Origin of the sequence: Pseudomonas sp. NBRC 100443, assembly GCF_030268185.1 — a bacterium.
In the GTDB taxonomy this organism is placed as follows: domain Bacteria; phylum Pseudomonadota; class Gammaproteobacteria; order Pseudomonadales; family Pseudomonadaceae; genus Pseudomonas; species Pseudomonas citronellolis.
Genome location: NZ_BSQE01000004.1, coordinates 163,707 through 182,119 on the forward strand (window position 1 = coordinate 163,707; position 18,413 = coordinate 182,119).

General features: G+C 62.7%; 15 protein-coding genes. 11 read left to right on the forward strand and 4 right to left on the reverse strand.

From position 1 onward, the window contains the following. Positions 1–243: 243 nt before the first annotated feature. Positions 244–915, forward strand: a complete 672-nt coding sequence (locus tag QSJ95_RS07005; protein WP_285641087.1) for a TetR/AcrR family transcriptional regulator — start codon at positions 244–246, stop codon at positions 913–915. Between the two features lie 20 nt (positions 916–935). Here QSJ95_RS07005 and QSJ95_RS07010 read toward each other — a convergent pair whose 3' ends face one another. The 3 genes from QSJ95_RS07010 to QSJ95_RS07020 are packed head-to-tail and all read right to left on the reverse strand — an operon-like array spanning position 936 to position 5,718. Further along, entirely contained in the window at positions 936–2,279 is a 1,344-nt protein-coding gene (locus QSJ95_RS07010; RefSeq protein ID WP_285641089.1) for a DUF1329 domain-containing protein, read from the reverse strand. A gap of 24 nt (positions 2,280–2,303) precedes the next feature. After that, positions 2,304–3,992, reverse strand: a complete 1,689-nt coding sequence (locus QSJ95_RS07015) for a DUF1302 domain-containing protein (RefSeq protein ID WP_285641092.1) — start codon at positions 3,990–3,992, stop codon at positions 2,304–2,306. A 58-nt stretch (positions 3,993–4,050) separates the two neighbouring features. Then, positions 4,051–5,718, reverse strand: a complete 1,668-nt coding sequence (locus QSJ95_RS07020) for an arylsulfatase (protein WP_285641094.1) — start codon at positions 5,716–5,718, stop codon at positions 4,051–4,053. A gap of 348 nt (positions 5,719–6,066) precedes the next feature. Between QSJ95_RS07020 and QSJ95_RS07025 the strand changes: the two genes are divergently transcribed. From QSJ95_RS07025 to QSJ95_RS07070, 10 genes are all read left to right on the forward strand, one after another. Next, positions 6,067–7,275 carry an acetyl-CoA C-acetyltransferase gene (locus tag QSJ95_RS07025; RefSeq protein WP_285641096.1) on the forward strand — a complete coding sequence of 403 codons (1,209 nt, stop codon included), beginning with the start codon at positions 6,067–6,069 and terminating at the stop codon, positions 7,273–7,275. Positions 7,276–7,285: 10 nt separating this feature from the next. Further along, positions 7,286–9,460, forward strand: a complete 2,175-nt coding sequence (locus QSJ95_RS07030; protein ID WP_285641098.1) for a 3-hydroxyacyl-CoA dehydrogenase NAD-binding domain-containing protein — start codon at positions 7,286–7,288, stop codon at positions 9,458–9,460. 31 nt (positions 9,461–9,491) lie between these two features. Further along, entirely contained in the window at positions 9,492–10,649 is a 1,158-nt protein-coding gene (locus QSJ95_RS07035) for an acyl-CoA dehydrogenase family protein (RefSeq protein WP_285641100.1), read from the forward strand. Further along, a complete protein-coding gene (locus QSJ95_RS07040) occupies positions 10,646–11,644 on the forward strand; it encodes an alpha/beta fold hydrolase (RefSeq protein WP_285641102.1) in 999 nt (332 codons plus the stop codon). Before QSJ95_RS07035 ends, QSJ95_RS07040 begins: the two co-directional genes overlap by 4 nt. Beyond that, complete coding sequence (locus tag QSJ95_RS07045) at positions 11,641–12,897, forward strand: MFS transporter (protein ID WP_285641104.1); 1,257 nt, start codon at positions 11,641–11,643, stop codon at positions 12,895–12,897. The genes QSJ95_RS07040 and QSJ95_RS07045 overlap by 4 nt, the downstream gene beginning before the upstream one ends. Next, positions 12,885–14,039, forward strand: a complete 1,155-nt coding sequence (locus QSJ95_RS07050; RefSeq protein WP_285641106.1) for a CaiB/BaiF CoA transferase family protein — start codon at positions 12,885–12,887, stop codon at positions 14,037–14,039. The genes QSJ95_RS07045 and QSJ95_RS07050 overlap by 13 nt, the downstream gene beginning before the upstream one ends. Positions 14,040–14,053: 14 nt before the next feature. Beyond that, positions 14,054–15,271, forward strand: a complete 1,218-nt coding sequence (locus tag QSJ95_RS07055; RefSeq protein ID WP_285641108.1) for a cytochrome P450 — start codon at positions 14,054–14,056, stop codon at positions 15,269–15,271. Positions 15,272–15,450: 179 nt separating this feature from the next. Further along, entirely contained in the window at positions 15,451–16,635 is a 1,185-nt protein-coding gene (locus tag QSJ95_RS07060; RefSeq protein WP_285641110.1) for an acyl-CoA dehydrogenase family protein, read from the forward strand. 31 nt (positions 16,636–16,666) lie between these two features. After that, positions 16,667–17,278 (forward strand): FMN-dependent NADH-azoreductase, encoded by a 612-nt coding sequence (locus QSJ95_RS07065; protein WP_285641112.1) that lies wholly within the window; start codon positions 16,667–16,669, stop codon positions 17,276–17,278. 93 nt (positions 17,279–17,371) lie between these two features. Continuing rightward, positions 17,372–18,070, forward strand: coding sequence for a TetR/AcrR family transcriptional regulator (locus QSJ95_RS07070; protein WP_285641114.1), 699 nt, complete (start codon positions 17,372–17,374; stop codon positions 18,068–18,070). 8 nt (positions 18,071–18,078) lie between these two features. On the opposite strand, the gene QSJ95_RS07075 is transcribed toward QSJ95_RS07070, so the two are convergent. Beyond that, entirely contained in the window at positions 18,079–18,402 is a 324-nt protein-coding gene (locus QSJ95_RS07075) for a 2Fe-2S iron-sulfur cluster-binding protein (RefSeq protein WP_285641116.1), read from the reverse strand. Positions 18,403–18,413 lie beyond the last annotated feature (11 nt).

An 18,413-nucleotide genomic window follows, 5' to 3' on the forward strand; every position in this document is an offset into this window, starting at 1 on the left:
GGTCCTCGAGACGCTGCGCTATCGCGTTGCGAGGACCGTCTGGGTTTGCCGTTAGTGCCTGGGGGCTTGAGTGCCGCTCCTCGTTCTGCGATTTGGATGAGGACAAGAGTGTTTATTTTTAATCTTGAGTGCCAAAAACACACACTTCCACCGACACCAGCCATGGTCTGTGCCGCAAGGCAATAGCTGAGAAAACAGTTTTTTGCGATACTGCAGTCGCTGCCAGGTACAGGCCGACTATCTATGAAAGAAAGTATTGCGGTAAGTTCGACGTGGAAGGCACCGGCGCGGCGCTTGATGGCGGCGGCAGAAGAGTTGTTCGGGATCAAAGGTTTTGAAAGTGTCTCACTAGTTGAAATTGCAAGGCATGCGGGGCAGTCCAATAAGTATGCTGTGCAGTATCATTTCGGCAGTAAGGAAGACCTGGTAAGGGCAATATTCGATTGCCGTTTGCAAAGTATAAGCCAGCGTCGGATGGTGCTTCTCGATGCCTTGAACACATGTGAGTCAGTGAGTGTGAGAAAGTTGTTGGAGGCATTCATATATCCGGTTTATGAAGAGGTCGATGAAAACGGTTTTCACCCCTATGTTCGATTCGCTGAGCGTATGCTTGAAACGGCGGATGGCGAGCGTATATGGTGCTCATCGGCACACTTCAAGACGACTTCGGAGATATTCAGGAGAATCCGCTCCGTGTGCCAGGACATGAGCGACGAGATGTTCGATGCTCGCGTACGCCTAGTCTGCGAGATGCTTATTCGAACTTTATTGCTGATTGATCAACACAAGAAAAAAATGAGCAATACCGCTCCGTCGGAAAATGAACATCTGTTGCTGAATACCTCGATCGATCTCGCTTGTCTGGCATTTTCATCTGCATCAGCCACTGGCCGGAATATCGCCACCGGGGCATAGCCCCAGGTGGCGTAAGCCGATTATCGGACTCCGGATGCTGCCAGGGTGGCAGGTGTGAATCGCGACTGGTTGGGGACTTCGTCATACGGAATCATGTAGTTGTTGGGATCCGCCAGGATGACATTGGAAGCCCAGGTGCCTTTGGTCAGGTCGTAGACATTGCGCCCTGGTTGCCCGAGACGGGGATTGTCGTACATGAAGATGTTCATGGTATTTGCGACGCGATAGAGCTGGCCGCTGTGGTCGTATGCCTCGTACAGGGAGCTCAGCCAGGTATCCTCGTCGATGTAGTAGGTGCGCTTCTGGTAGATGTGGCGCTTGCCAGGTTTCAGCGTCGCTTCGACTACCCATACGCGATGCTTCTCCCAGCGCATCAGATCCGGGTTTTCGTGCTTTTCACCCACCAAGCCGTCCGTGAATAGCGCACGGTAGTTGTTGTAGGGGATGAATTTTTCCTCGCGGCCTACCAGCTTGAAGTCGAACCGGTCCATACGGCCGTTGAAGCCGCCGATCTCATCGAAGGTGATGACGCCACCCATCGATGCGGCCGGGGTATCGTAATTGGCCTCGGGTGCAACGCGTACGCGCCGCTGTCCTGGTGAGTAAATCCAGGTCAGATCGTTCTGCACGCTATTGTTCATCGTGTATTTCTGCAGGAACAACTGTCCGGCCTGTGCCGGTGGGGCGAAGTACTGGGTCCGTCCGGTCATGAAGTTCCACTGCTCTAGCCCCTTGGTCGAGCGATCGTAGTACGGCCACATGAACTTTGTTTCCTGCTCACCGATCAGTGTCTTGCTGCCGCTACGATCCACGAAGAAGGATTGGTTGCGCATGTCCGTTCGGGCGCCCTGGAAGCGCAGCAGTTGGTTCCACATTACCTCGTAGCCTGACTTCGGCTGAGGGAACGGGATCCCCGCATAGGCACCTTCCACTCCATCGCCCTCGACCTCGCCAACGAGCTTGGCGCTGATGGCATTCTTCCGTGTGTTTTCCAAGACCCAATCGGGGTAAACCATGGTTCGGTGGCTGGGATAGACGTCAATTCGATAGTCGGGAAAGCGCTCCATCAATGCCAGAACCCCGGGGGTCAGGAACTGGCGATATTGCGCAGCATTTCGGGCAGAAACACTGAATAGTGGCTTTTCATCGCGGAACGGATCGGTGTATCGACCTGATCCAGGCTTGAAGTCCGCCGGTAGTTTACCGACTCCAATCCCTGCGTATGCCGGAATAGAGCCATCAGTATTAGCGGCTTTTATTGCACCGAAGTCGGTCAACTCTCCGTCGGCTGCGACCGCGGCCGAGGCAGCGAGTGATAGCGTGAGGGCATAACCTGCGATCCAACTTGTTGTTTTCATTTTCATCGTAGAGACCTTCCTACATCCGTCTTAGAAAGTTGTGCTGAATGCGAGCGACCACCAGGCTCGGTCTTCGAGCCCGTAGAGGTTGTTACCGCTGGCGTTGTAAAGCGAACCATCAATGGGACTGCGCGCAGTTCCGACGGAGCGGCCGGCGTATCCGTTGTATTGGAAGGTTGCGTTGTAGCGCTTGGCGAATATGCCCTTTAACCCAATGCTGAAGTTCGCATCTCTCTCGTACACCGGCATGCCGACACTGGCACCATTGCCCGCAACCCCGTACATGAGGAACATCGGGGCGGACAGGTCCAGGTTGGGTAATACCTGCAGCCATTGCGGCTCGAAGTTCACTGCCAACATTACTGCTTCGTCCGTGGAGCAGCCGGTTTTGTGTCCGCCTGAGCTCAATCCGACGCTAGCCACGGAGGCATCGCAGGCTTGCGTGTCAACGCCCTTGTAGCGGGATGCGTAATGTGTGGTCCTGAGCCGTTGGACATAGCCCAACTCGGCGGCCAGGCTACCGGTGTCATACAGCGGCGTGCTGCCCAAGGTTTTTACGGCATTGAGCACTACGTTCAGGGTGTCGCCACGAGGTCCTTTCGTGGCGTCGAGGTCGGACGCGACAACTTGCATGTTATTGCCGTTGAGTGCTGTGTTTTCGCGGTAGGACATCTCGGCGCCGATGCTGTATTCGCCAATCTGCTTGTCGAAGCTCACACCGTATAGCGTTACATCGGTCGCGTATGACAAACGATAGAACGGTGTCGCACCTTCCCGGCCGAGGATGGGACCCCAGGCCTGGGTCTCATCGAGCTTGCGGTAGTAGATGCTTACTGCCGCCTGCAACCAATCCGGCTCCCAGCGAACCATCAGGCCGAAGTTCCCATTATTGTCGTCCGGACGGTTCGCATGGTGGCGAGACAGGCCGCCAGCGGCGGCGAATTTATCGGGGCCGTCGAAAAGGAAGTCTACAGCCCCTAGAAACGTACCCCCCTCTGGCATGCGATTGGGTTCGTACTGGTAGAAGTACTGTGCACCAAGCGATAGTTCATCGGTGATTTGGTAGCTGAAGTTGACTTGTCCGCGTGGCAGCGCCAGTTCCTTTGCCTGGGTGCCGGGTGAAGTGACCGCTTTGATTTGGTCGGAGCCTGACTGGGAATAGCTTACGCCCAGTACTCCAAAGAACAGCGAGTTTCCCCAGTACTGGTTCAATCTTCCCAACTTCAATGATGCTGGGCGGCCGGCCAGATCAAAGTTTCCAAAGACGAAGGCGTCCAGCAACTGTCCGCCACCGATGTAATATCTCTTGGTGTAGCTGGAGTATTTTCGTTCATCGTAGTTGCTCGGGTACCCGGATTTGGACTTGGCATCATCGTCATAGGCATAGTCGTGCCAGCCGGATCCACTGATGCGTGCGCCATAATCATCTTGGAATACCACGTCGAACTCACTCAATAAGGCCACGCGGTTGGTGACGACGTCACCACGGTCGGGGAACTTGTGGTCTGACTCGGCGCGCGTCGGATCATTGGCGATTCGACTGTCCATATTCTTTGCGCGCCAGCCAAGGTTGTACTGCAGCGTATTATCCCAGCGCACCTTCCAGTCTCGAGGCGTGTCGATCTCGAAGGCTGTCGCGTTATGTACAGGTAGGCTCGCAAGGGCAATCGTAAATAATGACATGCGGATTGCCGGGGTTTGTCTTGGTAGCGGCTTCATATCAGTCTCTTTTTTATTTTTGTTTTACAAGAAGAGTGACTTTCAGACAGCGGAAGGCTTACAGCTTCACGGCTTTTGCGTATTCATTCCACGCGTTTTCAAGTTGCTTGAACTTTGCCAGGTTGGTTTTTGACAGATCGCTGCGCTCATAGGGGTCTTGTTCCAAGTCATACAGCGCCCACTCCCCACTGCCGCCGGCGAGCTTCGGCACCCAACTGAGCTTCCAGCGACCGCCCTGGGTGATTGATCGCTGTCCATGGAGTTCGTATGTGTAGGAACTGGAGTCGTCGTGGATGGTTTGCATCGGGTTGCTGAACAAAGGGAGCAGAGACAATCCCTTAATTGGTGCGACCTGATTGCCGGCGATCCTGGTGTCGGAATCGACATGAGCGATATCCAGCAGGGTCGGCGTGATATCCATGATCGTGGCATACGAGCGACTGATGCCGGGGCTCGCTAACCACGGAGCATGAATGATGGCGGGCACACGTACGCCACCCTCGGAAACTGCTCCTTTGGTACCGGCATAGGGGCCGCTGGCGACTTGTGCCCATTGCTTGCCGTAGAAGAGAAAGGATTTCGCGGTACCCATCGCCGCCAGGCTGTTGTCATGGCTTTCGATGTATTCAGCTACGCCAGGGATGATGCGGAAGGTGTTGGCGGTCTCTCCTGCGGGGCCGTTGTCCGAAAGCAGAATGATTACAGTATTGTCGGCAAGACCTTTGCGCTTGAGGTAGTCGTTTAGCCGTCCAACGTTCGCGTCGAGGCGGTCGACCATGGCGGCATAGATTTCCATCTTGCGCGCTTCGATTTTGCGCTCGTTTTCTGGCAGGGCATTCCACTGGGATTGAAGCCCGGAGGTTGGAATCTGCGCGTTGTCAGGCAAGACGCCTTGCGCTTGCATTTGCTTCAGGCGCTGCTGATAGATCGCCGACCAGCCTTGGTCGTAATGTCCGGCGTATTTGTCGCGGATGTCGTCCGGCGCTTGCAGGGGCGAATGCGGGGCGGTGTAGGCGAGGTAAGCGAAGAAGGGGGCCGTATCGTTGCGTTGATCGATGCGCTGGATAATTTGGTCAGTGAAGTAGTCGGTGGAATAGAAGTCGGCGGGAACAGTCGTTGCTTTGCCATCGGTCAGGTAGGTAGCCGAGAGCTCGGGTGACGAGTCAGGGCCAAAGCCGCCTTGGCCGAAATGATTATGAGCGCCTTGCAACAAAGCAAAGCTGTGGTCGAATCCGCGCGCGCTCGGAATGCTTCCCGGCTCTCTGCCGAGGTGCCATTTACCGACCATGTAGGTGCTATAGCCCGCCGCTTTCAAGCGCTCGGCGATGGTCGCTACTCGGCCCGTAAGGCGGCCTTCGTAGCCCCATCGGCGGCGCGCTGCCTCGGGAAGAATTTCGGCCATCGCACCAACGCCGGCGGTGTGGTTGTCGGTCCCGGTCAAAAGCATCGAACGTGACGGCGAGCAGGTAGGGGACGCATGGAAGTTGGTTAGCCGCACGCCGGAGGCTGCCAGGGCATCGATGTTCGGTGTGGAGATTTCTCCGCCAAAAGTGCCCAGGTCCGAATAGCCGAGGTCGTCTGCCACTATCAGGATGATGTTGGGGCGTGCACTGCTACCGGTTGCCGCGTACGCCCCGCTGCAGAGCAGCATGGCCAGGGCCAGTGCGATCCAAGTGATGAGTTCGGTGCGGAGGCACGCTGCCCGGTCGAGCTTGCTCAATTCCATTCCCAGGTCTCCGATCAGTTTTATTAAGTAATTACTACTTAAAAACTGGCAGCATTTCTTTCACGCTGTCAACCAGTTTGCTGCGAAGTCGACGACGTGTTGGAAGGGAGTCGCTCTGCCACGGACTTTGCCAGCCGTGATTTTTGGAGCGCATCTGCGGGTTGAATGCTCTGCTCTGTGCAACGAGTGGGGCAGGGGCTGGACATGTCTGACTTGGGGCTCGAATGGCCGCTACCACTCTATCTTTTTCGATAGGTGCCCCAGCCGACGCCCTCTGTGAGTCTGGGATCGATCGCAATGCCCGCCAGCGGGTACTTGCCATGGCAGACACAGAGGACTTTCAAGATCATGGGCGAAGCCTTCATTTACGATCATGTGCGCTCGCCGCGCGGCCGTGGCCGCCCGGATGGCGCCCTGCACGAGATATCCGCGGCACAGTTGGCGTCCCAGGTGTTACAGGCGCTGGCGCGGCGTAGCGATCTGGATACCGCCCTGGTCGACGACGTGATTCTCGGTTGCGCACAGCCAGTGGGCGAGCAGGGCGGCAACATCGCTCGCGCGGCCTTGCTCAGCGCCGGATACGCCGAGTCGGTGGCCGGCCAGCAGGTACATCGCTTCTGCGCGTCGGCGCTGGAGGCGGTGAACAACGCGGCGGCGCAGATCATGTCTGGGCAATCACTGGCGGCGATCGGGGGGGGCGTCGAGTCGATGTCGCGTACCGTCATGGGCGCCGACAGCGGCGCCTGGAGCGCAGACCCCTGGGTGGCCTACCACAATTACTTCGCCCCGCAGGGCATAGGCGCGGACCTGATCGCCACCCTCGACGGCTATTCGCGCCAGGATGTCGATGCCTACGCCCTGGAGAGCCAGCGCCGCGCTGCCCATGCCTGGCAGAGCGGCTACTTCGACGGCTCCATCGAGCCGATTCGGGACTTGCTCGGCGAGGTCCTGCTGGAACGCGACGAGCACATGCGCCCGGGGACCACCCTGGAGGGCCTGGCCAGCCTGAAGCCGGCTTTCACCGACCTCGGTGAGCAGGGCGGTTTCGATGCGGTGGCGCTGCAACGCTACCCGCAGGTGCTTACCATCGATCACGTGCATACCGGCGGCAACTCCAGCGGCATCGTCGATGGCGCCGCCGCGGTGCTGCTCGGTAGCGCCGAGTTCGGCCGGCGCATCGGCCGCAAGCCGCGAGCCCGGATCAAGGGCTTCGCCTCCATGGGCAGCGAGCCGACCATCATGCTCGCTGGCCCGGCCGCCTGCACCGAGAAGCTGCTCGGCCGCCTGGGCATGCGCCCGAGCGACATTGACCTCTACGAGATCAACGAGGCCTTCGCTTCCGTGGTGTTGCGCTACCAGCGTGCCCTGGGACTGGACCCGGCGCGGGTTAACGTCAACGGCGGCGCCATCGCCCTTGGCCATCCCCTGGGCGCCACCGGCGCGATCATTCTCGGCACCCTGCTGGACGAGCTGGAGCGCCGCGACTTGAGCACCGGCCTGATCACCTTGTGCGCCGGCAATGGCCTGGCCACCGCCACCGTCATCGAGCGTATCTAGGAGCCTTTGCATGAGTAGCCCGAACACCAACACCCTGAGACTGGAAGTCGATAAGGACGGCCTAGCGCTGATCATCCTCGACGATCCGTTGCGGCCGATGAATGTGGTCTCGCCCGAATGGCTCGAAGAGATGATTGCCACCGTCGAGCGGATTGCAAGCGACGATGCGATCAAAGGCGCAATGATTATTTCCGCGAAGCCCGCCTTCATGGCCGGTGCCGACCTGAAATACCTGATGGGCCGCTTCGATGCGGAGATGTCGCTGCAGGATGCCTACGTCTTCAGCCAGCGTGCCTCGCGGGATCTGCATCGGCGTATGGAAACCTGTGGCAAACCCTTCGTTGCCGTGCTGAGCGGCCTGGCCCTGGGCGGCGGGTTCGAGCTGGCCCTGGCCTGCCATCACCGCATTCTGGTGGACAATCCCAAGGCGCTCGTGGGCCTGCCCGAGGTCACTGTCGGCCTGCTCGCCGGCTCCGGTGGCACCCAGCGCCTACCGCGCATGATTGGCATCCAGAAGGCACTGCCGTTGCTGCTTGAAGGCAAGACCGTTGGCCCGGCCGAAGCGCTCAAACTGGGCATGGTTGACGCTGTGCTCCCTGCCCAAGAGCTGCTGGGCGCCGCCCGTGCCTGGTTGCTGGGCACGCCGGATGCGCAGCGTGCCTGGGACAAGAAGGGCTATCGCCCGGCCGAGGGCCTGGGCCTGCTGAATTCGGCGCAAGCCGCAGCCTATACGATGCAGGTCGGACGCATCGCGGCTAAGACCTGGCACAACTACCCGGCGCCGATAGCCATCCTCGACTCGGTGTTCGAGGGCATGCTGATGCCTTTCGACAAGGCCCTGAACCTCGAGTCCAAGTATTTTGCCCGGCTGCTCACCGATCCGGTGGCGCGCAACATCATCCGCACCACCTTTGTCAGCAAGGGCCAGGCCGATCGCCTGGTACGACGCCCGCAGGCCGTTCCCCAGAGCAAGGTGAACCGGCTTGGTGTGCTGGGCGCCGGTATGATGGGCGCAGGCATTGCCTATGTCGCTGCGCAGGCCGGGTTGGACGTGATCCTTCTGGACACTACCCAGGAGCAGGCGGAGAAGGGCAGGGATTACTCCCGCAAGCTGCTGGACAAGGCCGTCGAACGGGGCTCCCGCAAGCCGGACCAGGCTGCCGCCATTCTCGGACGTATCCGCCCCACCACCGACTATTCCGACCTGGAGGGTTGCGAACTGGTGATCGAGGCGGTGTTCGAGGACCAGGCCGTAAAGGCAGCGGTGATTGCCAAGGCCGAAGCGATGCTGGGCAGCGGGGCGGTCTTCGCCAGCAACACCTCGACCCTGCCGATTTCCGGGCTGGCCGAGGCCTCCCGTCGGCCTGCCTACTTCATCGGTCTGCATTTCTTCTCGCCGGTGGACAAGATGCCGCTGGTGGAAGTGATCGTCGGCAAGCAGACCAGCCAGGAAACCCTGGCGCGTTCGCTGGACCTGATCGCGCAACTGCGCATGACTCCCATTGTGGTCAACGACAGTCGTGGCTTCTACACCAGCCGGGTGTTCCAGACCTTCATCCATGAAGGCATGCGGATGCTCGAGGAGGGGGTCGCGCCGGCGCTAATCGAGAACGCTGCGAAGCTCGCCGGCATGCCCGTCGGCCCTCTGGCGTTGCTCGACGAGGTGACAGTGGAACTGCCGTGGAAGATCGTGCAGCAGTCCATCGAGGCGCTGGGCGATGCCTACGTACGGCCCTGCTCGTACACCGTCATGCAGCGCATGGTTGAAGAATTCAAGCGCATCGGCCGGCGTGCCGGCGGTGGTTTCTACGACTATCCGGCCGAAGGGGGCCGGCGCCTGTGGGCGGGCTTAGCCGAAGCCTTCCCGCTGGCGCCGGAGCAACCCGAGGTTGGCGAGCTGCGCAAGCGCATCCTTTACATCCAGGCGCTGGAAACCGCGCGTTGCATGGAAGAGGGCGTGCTGACCCATCCGGCCGACGGCGACCTCGGTGCGCTCCTGGGCTGGGGCTTCCCGAGCTGGACTGGCGGCACCTTGTCGCTGATCGACACGGTTGGGGTTCAAGCCTTCGTCGCCGACTGCGAGCGCCTGGCCAAGCTGCACGGCTCCCGCTTCAAACCCTCGGCCTGGCTGCGTGACCGCGCGCTGCGTGGCGAACCCTTCTATGTGCAGGGAGCTGTGGCCTGATGAGCATGACCTGGCAAGGGGGTATGTACCAATGCGCCGGCTGATCTTCGAGTCCGAGCACGAGCAGTTCCGCGACAGCGTGCGGCGTTTCTTCCAGAAGGAAATCGCCCCGCATGCGGCCAAGTGGCGCGCGCAGGGCTATGTCGACCGCTGGGCCTATACCAAGGCGGGCGAGCTGGGCTATCTGCTGATGTGGGCCGACGAGCAGTACGGCGGTGCCGGCATCCGCGATTTCCGCTACGAGCAGATCGTCTATGAAGAGAACATCCGCCACGGCGAGATCGGCTTCTACATCAATCTGCATTCCGGCCTGGTGGCGCCCTACATCGGCGAACTGGGCAGTGATGAGCAGAAAGCGCGCTACCTGCCGGGCTGCATCAGCGGCGAGACCGTTCTCGGTGTGGCGATGACCGAGCCGGGCGCCGGCAGCGACCTGGCCGGGATCCGCTCGCGCGCCGAGGACAAGGGCGACTACTGGCTGCTCAACGGTGCCAAGACCTACATCTCCAATGGCCAGATCGGCAATCTGTTCGTGGTGGCCGCCCGTACCGTGCCGGACCAGCGCCACGGCATCGGACTGTTCCTGGTGGAGGAGGGCATGCCGGGCTTCGCCCGTGGTCAGCGCCTGCACAAGATGGGCCTGCACGCCCAGGACACTTCGGAGCTGTTCTTCGACAACGTCAGGGTTCCCAAGGCCAATGTGCTGGGGGACCCGACCAAGGGCTTCGCCTACCTCGGCAAGTTCCTCGGCGGCGAACGGCTGATCTGCTCCGTCGGTGCCATGGCCTCGGCGCAGACCGCATTCGACCTGACCCACGAGTACGTGCTGCAGCGCAACGCCTTCGGCCGCCCCATCGGCGCCTTCCAGAACAGCCGGTTCGTGCTGGCCGAACTGCGCGCGCAGCTCGATGCCGTGCAGACCTTCGTCGACCAGTGCGTGCTCGAGTACAACGCCGGCCGCCTCACCGCCGAGCTCGCCGCCGAAGCCAAGCTGCTGTCCACCGAGCTCGAAGGGCGGGTGCTCGACCAGTGCGTGCAGCTGCATGGCGGCGCTGGTTACATGGAGGAGTACCGCATCTCGCGGATGTACACCGATGCACGGATCACCCGGATCTTTGCCGGTACCAGCGAGATCATGAAAGAGATCATCGGTCGCGGTCTCGGGCTCGACGAGCGCAAACTGCGATGATCGCCTTGCCCTGGCCGTCCTGGGTTGCCATCGCCTGCCTGGCGGCGGCGCCGCTGGGGTTGCTGGGGTGGACCGCAGCCTTGCGCTGCGCGCCGGCGTGGCTGCTCGATGCCGGCGTCGCCGTGGCCATCTGGCGTGCCGGACTGCGCCGCGCCTGGCTGGAAGTCGACGGCCAGGCCTGGTGTTACCTCGACAGTGGCGGCGATGGCGAGGCCGTGCTGCTGGTCCATGGCTACGCGGCGAACAAGGAGAGCTGGCTGAAGCTCGCCACGCGCCTGCGCGGCCAGGGCTATCGTCTGCTGCTGCCGGACCTGCCCGGCTTCGGCATGAGTCCGCCGGCGGCCGACGCCGACTATTCGATCCCCGCCCAGACCCAACGCCTGCGAGATTTCGTCCGGGCGCTGGGAGCGGGGCCGCTGCATCTGGTCGGGCATTCCATGGGCGGGTACGTGGCGGGCAACTATGCCGCGAGCTTCGCCGAGGATCTGGCCAGCGCCTATCTGGTGGCGCCCGCCGGCGCCGAAGCGGGCGTACCCGTGTTGGTGCAGCAGCGGGCTGCCAGCGAAGGACGAAATCCGCTGATCGTCGACAGCCTGGAAAGCTTCCGCGCGACCATGGCGCTCGCGATGGTCCGACCGCCAAGGGTGCCCGCGTGCCTGGTACAGATGATAGTCGAGCGCGAGCGGCCGTTGCGCGTGCTGCGTGAGATCCAGGCTGACTTCTGGGGCTCGGTGCCGCTGAGCGAGTCGCTACGGGGGTGTGAGGTGCCGTTGCGCATTCTCTGGGGCGAACGCGACCGGATTCTCCCGGTAGCCAGTGCCCGGGCATTGCTGGCCGCGATGCCGTCGGCGAGTCTGCGGCTGCTGCCGGATGTCGGTCATATCCCGCCGCTGGAAGCCGCCGACGAGCTGGCGCGCGACCTGGTGCAGTTTCTCTCGGCGCATCCGGCTAAGGGGCTGTTCGTCCGCCCGGGGCTGTCGGAGCCCGGGCGATGAAACCTTCGCCCTGGACGGTACTCACGGCGCTTTGGGCGGTGGCCTTCATCACCCAGGGGGTTCCGAACTATGGCGCCTCGGTAATCAACACCGCGATGGCCGCCGAATGGGGCCTGGATCGCAGCACCCTGGGCCTTGGCTTCACGCTGTTCGTACTGACCCAGGGCGGTACCGCGCCGCTGGTGGCCTGGCTGTCGAGGCGCTGCGGGATACTGGCCACCCTGTTGCTCGGTGCCTGCGGCATGGCGGCCGCGGCGGCGCTGCTGGCGCTCGTTGGTAACCAGCCGTGGCACTACCTGTTGCTGTTCGGTGTACTGCTGGGCAGCGCCTGCGCGCTGGCGGGCGGCATTCCGCTGCAGAGCTGCACGGCGCAATGGTTCGAACAGGGGCGCGGACTGGCTATGGCGATGGTGATGACCGCGAGTTCGGTCGGCGGCTTCGTCGCCGCGCCGCTGCTGGCGGCGATGATGGTCGCCGGCGGCGACTGGCGTATCGGCTGGTACGCCGTTGCGGCCGCTGCACTGTTCGCAGCTGTCATTGCCCTGCTGTGGGTGCGCGAGCCCGCGGCCCGGGAACATCGGCAGCCCGGCGGCGCCCCATTGGTCAAGGTGCGCGGCGTGCACCGAAGTGAGCATGACTGGTCGCTGCGCATGGCCCTGGCTACGCCGGCCATGTGGCTCAGCGTGATCTCGGCGATCGCCTTCAATGTCGTGGCCTTCACCTTGCTCGCGCACTTGCTGCCGCATCTGCAGGGGCTCGGTCACCCGGGGGCCCAGGCGGCCATGGCGCTGGGTTGCATGTCCCTGGCCGGCGTCGTCGGCAAGCTGGGCGCCGGGTATGCCTGCGACCGTTTCGAGCCGCGAGCGGTGTGGAGCGTGGCCTTGCTGATGTGTGCGGCGGGCGTGCTGCTGTTCCTGGATGCGCGCGGGATGGCAGTGGCCTACCTGGCGACCTTCGTCGTCGGTCTCGGCGGCGGCGCCAGCATCGTCTGCTGGGCGGCGTTGCTGGCCAACTACTACGGCGCCCGCGCCTTCGCCGGGCTCATGGGCCTGCAGATGGCGCTGATGACGCCGCTGGCTGCGCTCTCGCCTTTCCTCGCCGGGTTGTCGTTCGACCATTATGGAAGCTACACCCCGGCTTTTCTCGCCATCACCGCACTGCTCGTGATCTCGGCCTTCGCCCTGCTGCTGGCGAGGCCGCCACGCGTGCCCAGTGATCCTGCCACGGAGGTAAGTCAGCGATGGGTCCACTGAAGGGTTTTCGTATCATCGAGATCGCCGGCCTGGGGGCTGCGCCCTATGCCGCCATGATGCTCGCCGACCTCGGCGCGGAGGTCGTGCGGGTCGACCGTGCCGGCGGCAATGCCGACACGCCGGCGAATTCACCTCTGCTGCGCAACCGGCGTTCGATCGTGGTCGACCTGAAGAAGCCCGAGGGGGTGGAGACGGTGCTGGCGCTGTGCGAAAAGGCCGATGCACTCATCGAAGCCTTCCGCCCAGGCGTCGCCGAGCGGCTGGGCATCGGCCCGGAAGCCTGCAGGGCGCGCAACCCGCGCCTAGTCTACGGGCGCATGACCGGCTGGGGCCAGCAGGGCCCGCTGGCCCAGAGCGCCGGGCATGACCTCAACTACATCGGCCTGACCGGCCTGCTCAACCAGATCGGCCCGACCGGAGGCAAACCGGTGGTGCCGTTGAACGTCATCGGCGATTTCGGCGGTGGCGGCCTGCTCATGGCCTACGGGTTGGTCTGCGCGTTGCTGGAAATGACTCGTTCGGGCAAGGGCCAAGTGGTCGACGCGGCCATGCTCGATGGCGCGCTGTCGTTCATGGCGATGTTCTTCGGCTACCGCGCCGAAGGCCAGTTCATCGACGCGCCGGGAGCCAACTTCCTCGGTGGCGGTGCGCATTACTACGACGTCTATGCCTGTGCCGACGGCAAGTTCCTCTCGGTGGCTCCCATCGAGCCGGCTTTCTACCGCGCCTTCATCGAACGTCTGGAGCTGGATGCCGAGCGCTTCCTGCCGGCCGGCTATCCGGCCTATGGCAAGGAGCAGATCGAGCAGCTCTGGCCGGAACTAAAGCGCGAGCTGGAGGGCTTGTTCAAGACCCGCCCGCGAGACGAATGGGCGGCGCTGTTCGAGGGCCTGGATGCCTGTGTGACGCCGGTGCTCAGCCTGGAGGAGGCGCCGTCGCACCCGCACAACCGGGCTCGCGAGGCGTTCGTCGAGGTCGGTGGCATTCTGCAGAACGCCCCGGCGCCGCGCTTCAGCCGCAGCGTGGCGGCAGCGCCGAAGGCGCCGGTGGCGGTCGGCAGCAGCCGTGATGAAGTGATCGGCGAATGGCGCCTGGATCCGCAGTTGGTGGCGCGCGCGCGTGCCGCCGGCGCGCTGGCCTGAGGGAGGGAACAGTAATGAGCGGAACCTGCCCCCACGCATCGGTTCTGTCCACCCGGGACAGCGATCCACATCCTTACTTCGATGCCCTGCGCAGCCAGGGCGAGGTGGTCTGGGACGAGGGCATGAAGGGCTGGGTAGCCCTGAGCTACGAGGCCTGCAAGTACGTCCTGGTGAATGAGCAGTTGTTCCGCCATCCTTACGCGGACGCCGACGCGACCATGGTCGAAGTCAAGGGGGGGCGGCGCAATATCGTCGTCCTACAGGGCGCCGAACACGAGCGCATGCGGCGCTATGTGATCCAGCTGTTCACCCCGAAGAACGTCGAGATGTACGTCGAACACCATGTGCGGCCGATCACCGACTTTCTCATCGAGCGATTCGTCGCGCGGGGCCGTGCGGAACTGGTCGCCGAGTTCGCCGACCAACTGCCGTGCCGGGTGTTCATGTCGCTGTTCGGCATGGACGCCCGCGATGATGCCTTTGTCGCCCGGGTGCTGGAATTGCATGACGACATCATGGTCTGGGCCGGTGGCCGCCACTTCCTGGGCGAGGACGCAACGCACAAGGCCCTGGCCGCCTCCCATGCACTCAACGACATCTTGCTTCCGTACATCCGCGCGCGGCGGGAGAAGCCCGCCGCCGACCTGATGACTCGCCTGTGGGCCGAGGCGCCGGGGGTTCTCGACGATGTCAGCGAGGAGGACATGCTGGCCACCTGTCGCGAGCTTTACCTGGGGGGGAGCGATACCACCGTCCATGCACTTTCCAACGCCCTGCATGTGCTCCTCACCGAGCCGGAGCTGGCCGCTGCGCTGCGCAGCGACCGCCAGCGCCTGCCGGTATTCATCGAGGAGGTGCTGCGGGTTTGGGGTTCGGTGCAATACCGCTACCGGGTGGCCAACCAGGACATCGAGGTCGGTGGTGTGCAGGTGCGCAAGGACCAGGTTGTATTCACCCTCAATGCCGCCGCCAATCGGGATCCGGAGCACTACGGCTGCCCGGCGCGGATCGACCTGGCGCGCGAAAAGCCGCGCGACCACCTGGCCTTCAATGCCGGTCCGCGGACTTGCGCCGGTCTGTCGCTGGCGCGTGCCGAGCTCCGCGTGGCCCTCGAACAGGTGATCGACCGCCTGCCTGACCTGCGCCTGGAACCGGGGGCGCCAGCACCGCGCTTCAGCGGCCTGTTCACGCGATCCTTCAAGCCTTTATACGTTTTGTTCGGCGCGCCATAGGACGGCGCTCTTGGGGCCGCCGTCGGGAAGAGGCGGCCTTTCTTTTTCGATAGGTGCTGCGCGCCATCGCCGACTCTTAATCTCGATCCGCATCGGCCAGACAACTTCGGACCCGCGCCAGTCAAGCCGGCTTTTCCCGGCGGGTCCCTGAACGACAAAAACAAGTGGAGCCATCGACCATGAATGCCAACGCACAGACCCCTGCGCTCGATACCGTCCCGCAGCCCGCCGAATTGGTAGCCCGCGCCCGTGCGCTGGTGCCGACCCTGCGTGAGCGCAGCCAGCACTGCGAGCAACTGCGCCGGATACCGCAGGAAACCTTCGACGACTTCCGTGACGCTGGCCTGCTGCGCATCGCCCAGCCCAGCCAGTTCCAGGGGTGGGGCCACGGCATCGACACCATCGCCGAAGTGGGCATGGAAATCGGCCGGGGCTGTGGCTCGTCGGCCTGGATGGCCGGTCAGTGGCCGGGGCACCAGTTCATGGTCGGCTACTTCTCCGAGGAGGCGCAGCAGGAGTACTGGGCGCAGGACCCGGACACCATGTCGTCCACCGCGTCGGCTCAGGCGCGGGTGAACATCGAGCCGGAGCGTGGCGGCTTCCGCGTGCGCGACAGCCAGATGCGCTTCTCCAGCGGCTGCGACTACGCGCAGTGGATCTTCTTCACCACCCAGCACGGCATGGGCCTGATACCCAGGTCGGACTTCGAGGTGCTGGATGACTGGCACGTTTCCGGCCTGCGGGGTACCGGCAGTAAGTCGGTGGTGGTCAAGGACGCATGGATCCCGCCGCACCGCTGTGTGTCGCTGGCGGACCTGCGCATGGGAAGCACGCCCGGATCGAAGATCTACACGGGAAACCCGTACTACCAGGTTCCGTTCAACTTGGTGGTCAATCAACTCCTGCTGGCGGCGACCATCGGCATGGGCCGCGGCATCCTCGACCTGTTCGAGGAGCGAGTGACCAAACGTTTCGACCTGCACACCTTCAAGCCCGCGTCGGAGGGCGCCGGCACCCAGCTGCGCTTCGCCGAGTCGGCGGCCGAGATTGATGCTGCGATGATGTTCATCCGCAACAATTGCGTGACCCTGGCCGAATGGGGGCGGGCTGGACATGTGCCGAGCGATGCCGAGCGCGCACGAGTTCGCCGTGACGTGGCGTACGCCACCCGCCTGAGCCTGCAGGCGAGTAACCGCTTGATCACCTCCGGCGACGCCAGTGCGATGTTCGACAGCCAACAACTGGGCCGGCTCGCCCGCGATATCAACATGGCTGGCCTGCAGGCCAACCTGACCTGGGACGAGCCGGCGCAGAGCTTCTCGCGTGCGCGCTGGGGCGTATCGCCGCTGTCCAACCTCAACTGACGCCGTCGTCTCGCCTGCTGGGAGCCCCGTAATGACCGACATACTGCTGTTGCTGTCCAGCCCGCGCGGTTCTGCCTCGCACTCCACGCGAGTCGCGCGAGCCCTGGCAGAGCGCCTGTTGGCCAGTCAGCCGGGTAGCCGGCTGACGGTACGTGACCTGGCAGGTGACCCTCTGCCGCATATCGGCGAGGATTACGTTTCTGGCCGGGTTCTGCCGCGAGAGCAACGTACGGCTGCACAGCAGGCCGCTGTGGCAGTCTCCGATCAATTGATAGCCGAGCTGCGCCAGCATGATGTACTGATCGTCGCCTCGGCGATGATCAACTTCAGCATGAGTAGCACGCTCAAGGCTTGGTTCGACCATGTCCTTCGCCACGGTGTGACCTTTCTCTACGAGGATGGTGGTAAACCCTTCGGCTTGATCAGGCGCAAGCAAGTCTACTTGGTACAGGCTCGCGGTGCTGACTACTCTCACGAGCGCTATCAGGCCAATGATTTCCAGCAGCCATTGATCACTGTATTGCTGGGTTACATGGGATTGGTAGTTGGACATGTGATCAACGTCGAGGGGGTCGCCTACGACGCTGAACAGGCGGAAAGCCGTGCGTTGGCGCTGCTCGAAGAGTTGCCTGGGCTCCAGTAGGTAAGTTGATGGACTTGAAGTATCGACTTGCACGATAGGGCGACGTGCCTTCCATTCGGTTCTAGAATGGCTGACCGCAATGGAGGGGTAGGAATGCCGCGCAAATCTGCCGAACAAGACGACAACAATAATCAGCCGCAGAGCAAGCCATCCACCCGCAAGCCTGGTCGCCCGTCCCGCGATGCATCTCCCGTGGCGCCCGACGAAGTCCTGTTGCAACTTGCCTTCGAGACCTTCGCCGAACTCGGTTTCGAGAGTACCGCGCTGCGCGATCTGTGCCGGCGCCTGGGAGTCAGTCACAACCTCATCCACTCGCGCTTCGGCTCCAAGGATGCGCTCTGGTTACGCGCCGTCGACTACTGCTTGACGCAGCACAGTCAGGAGGCGTTCCAGGTATTTATCGACGACTATCCGAGCGACGAGGCGAGGTTGCGCGCGTTAGTTGTGAGCTTCACCGAGTCGGCGGCGGCGAACCCGGCGGTGGTCGGTTTGATCCATCATGAAGGGCGTCGCGACTCATGGCGTCTGGAACATCTCTACCAGGCCTTCGTCGCGCCGTTCAGTCGCCAGTTAGCGGCCCTGCTCGAGCGCCTGGCATGCACCCATGGGCGCATGCCGATGTCCACCGCGACCTTCATGGTGTTGATGGTGCATGGCATCGGCAGCTATTTCGTGCTCTATCCGTTGATCCGCAAACTGGGCTTCCCGGAGAAGCTCAGCCTTGAGGAAGTCCGCCGTCAGGGCGAGATATTCGCTGAGGTTATGCTGACGGCGGTGACCCAGCACAGCTGAGATGGGCGTTACATGCCCTGGAACTTCGGCATACGCACCTGTAGGCCGTCCAGTTCGTCTCTGATGGCGATCTGGCAGGCCAGCCGCGAGTTGCCGCGGACTTCCTGGGCGCATTCGAGCATGGCGCGTTCCATGGCATCGGGGGCTGCGAGGCGCTCCAGCCAGCTTTCCTCGACGTAGACGTGGCAGGTGGCGCAGGCACAGGCGCCTCCGCAGTCGGCGTCGATTCCCGGTACCGCATGATTGACGGCGCCTTGCATCAGGCTGTCGCCGCTGGCGACCTCGACCTGGTGGGGGGTGCCGTCGTGTTCGATGTAGGTGATGGTCGGCATGTTCTGACTAC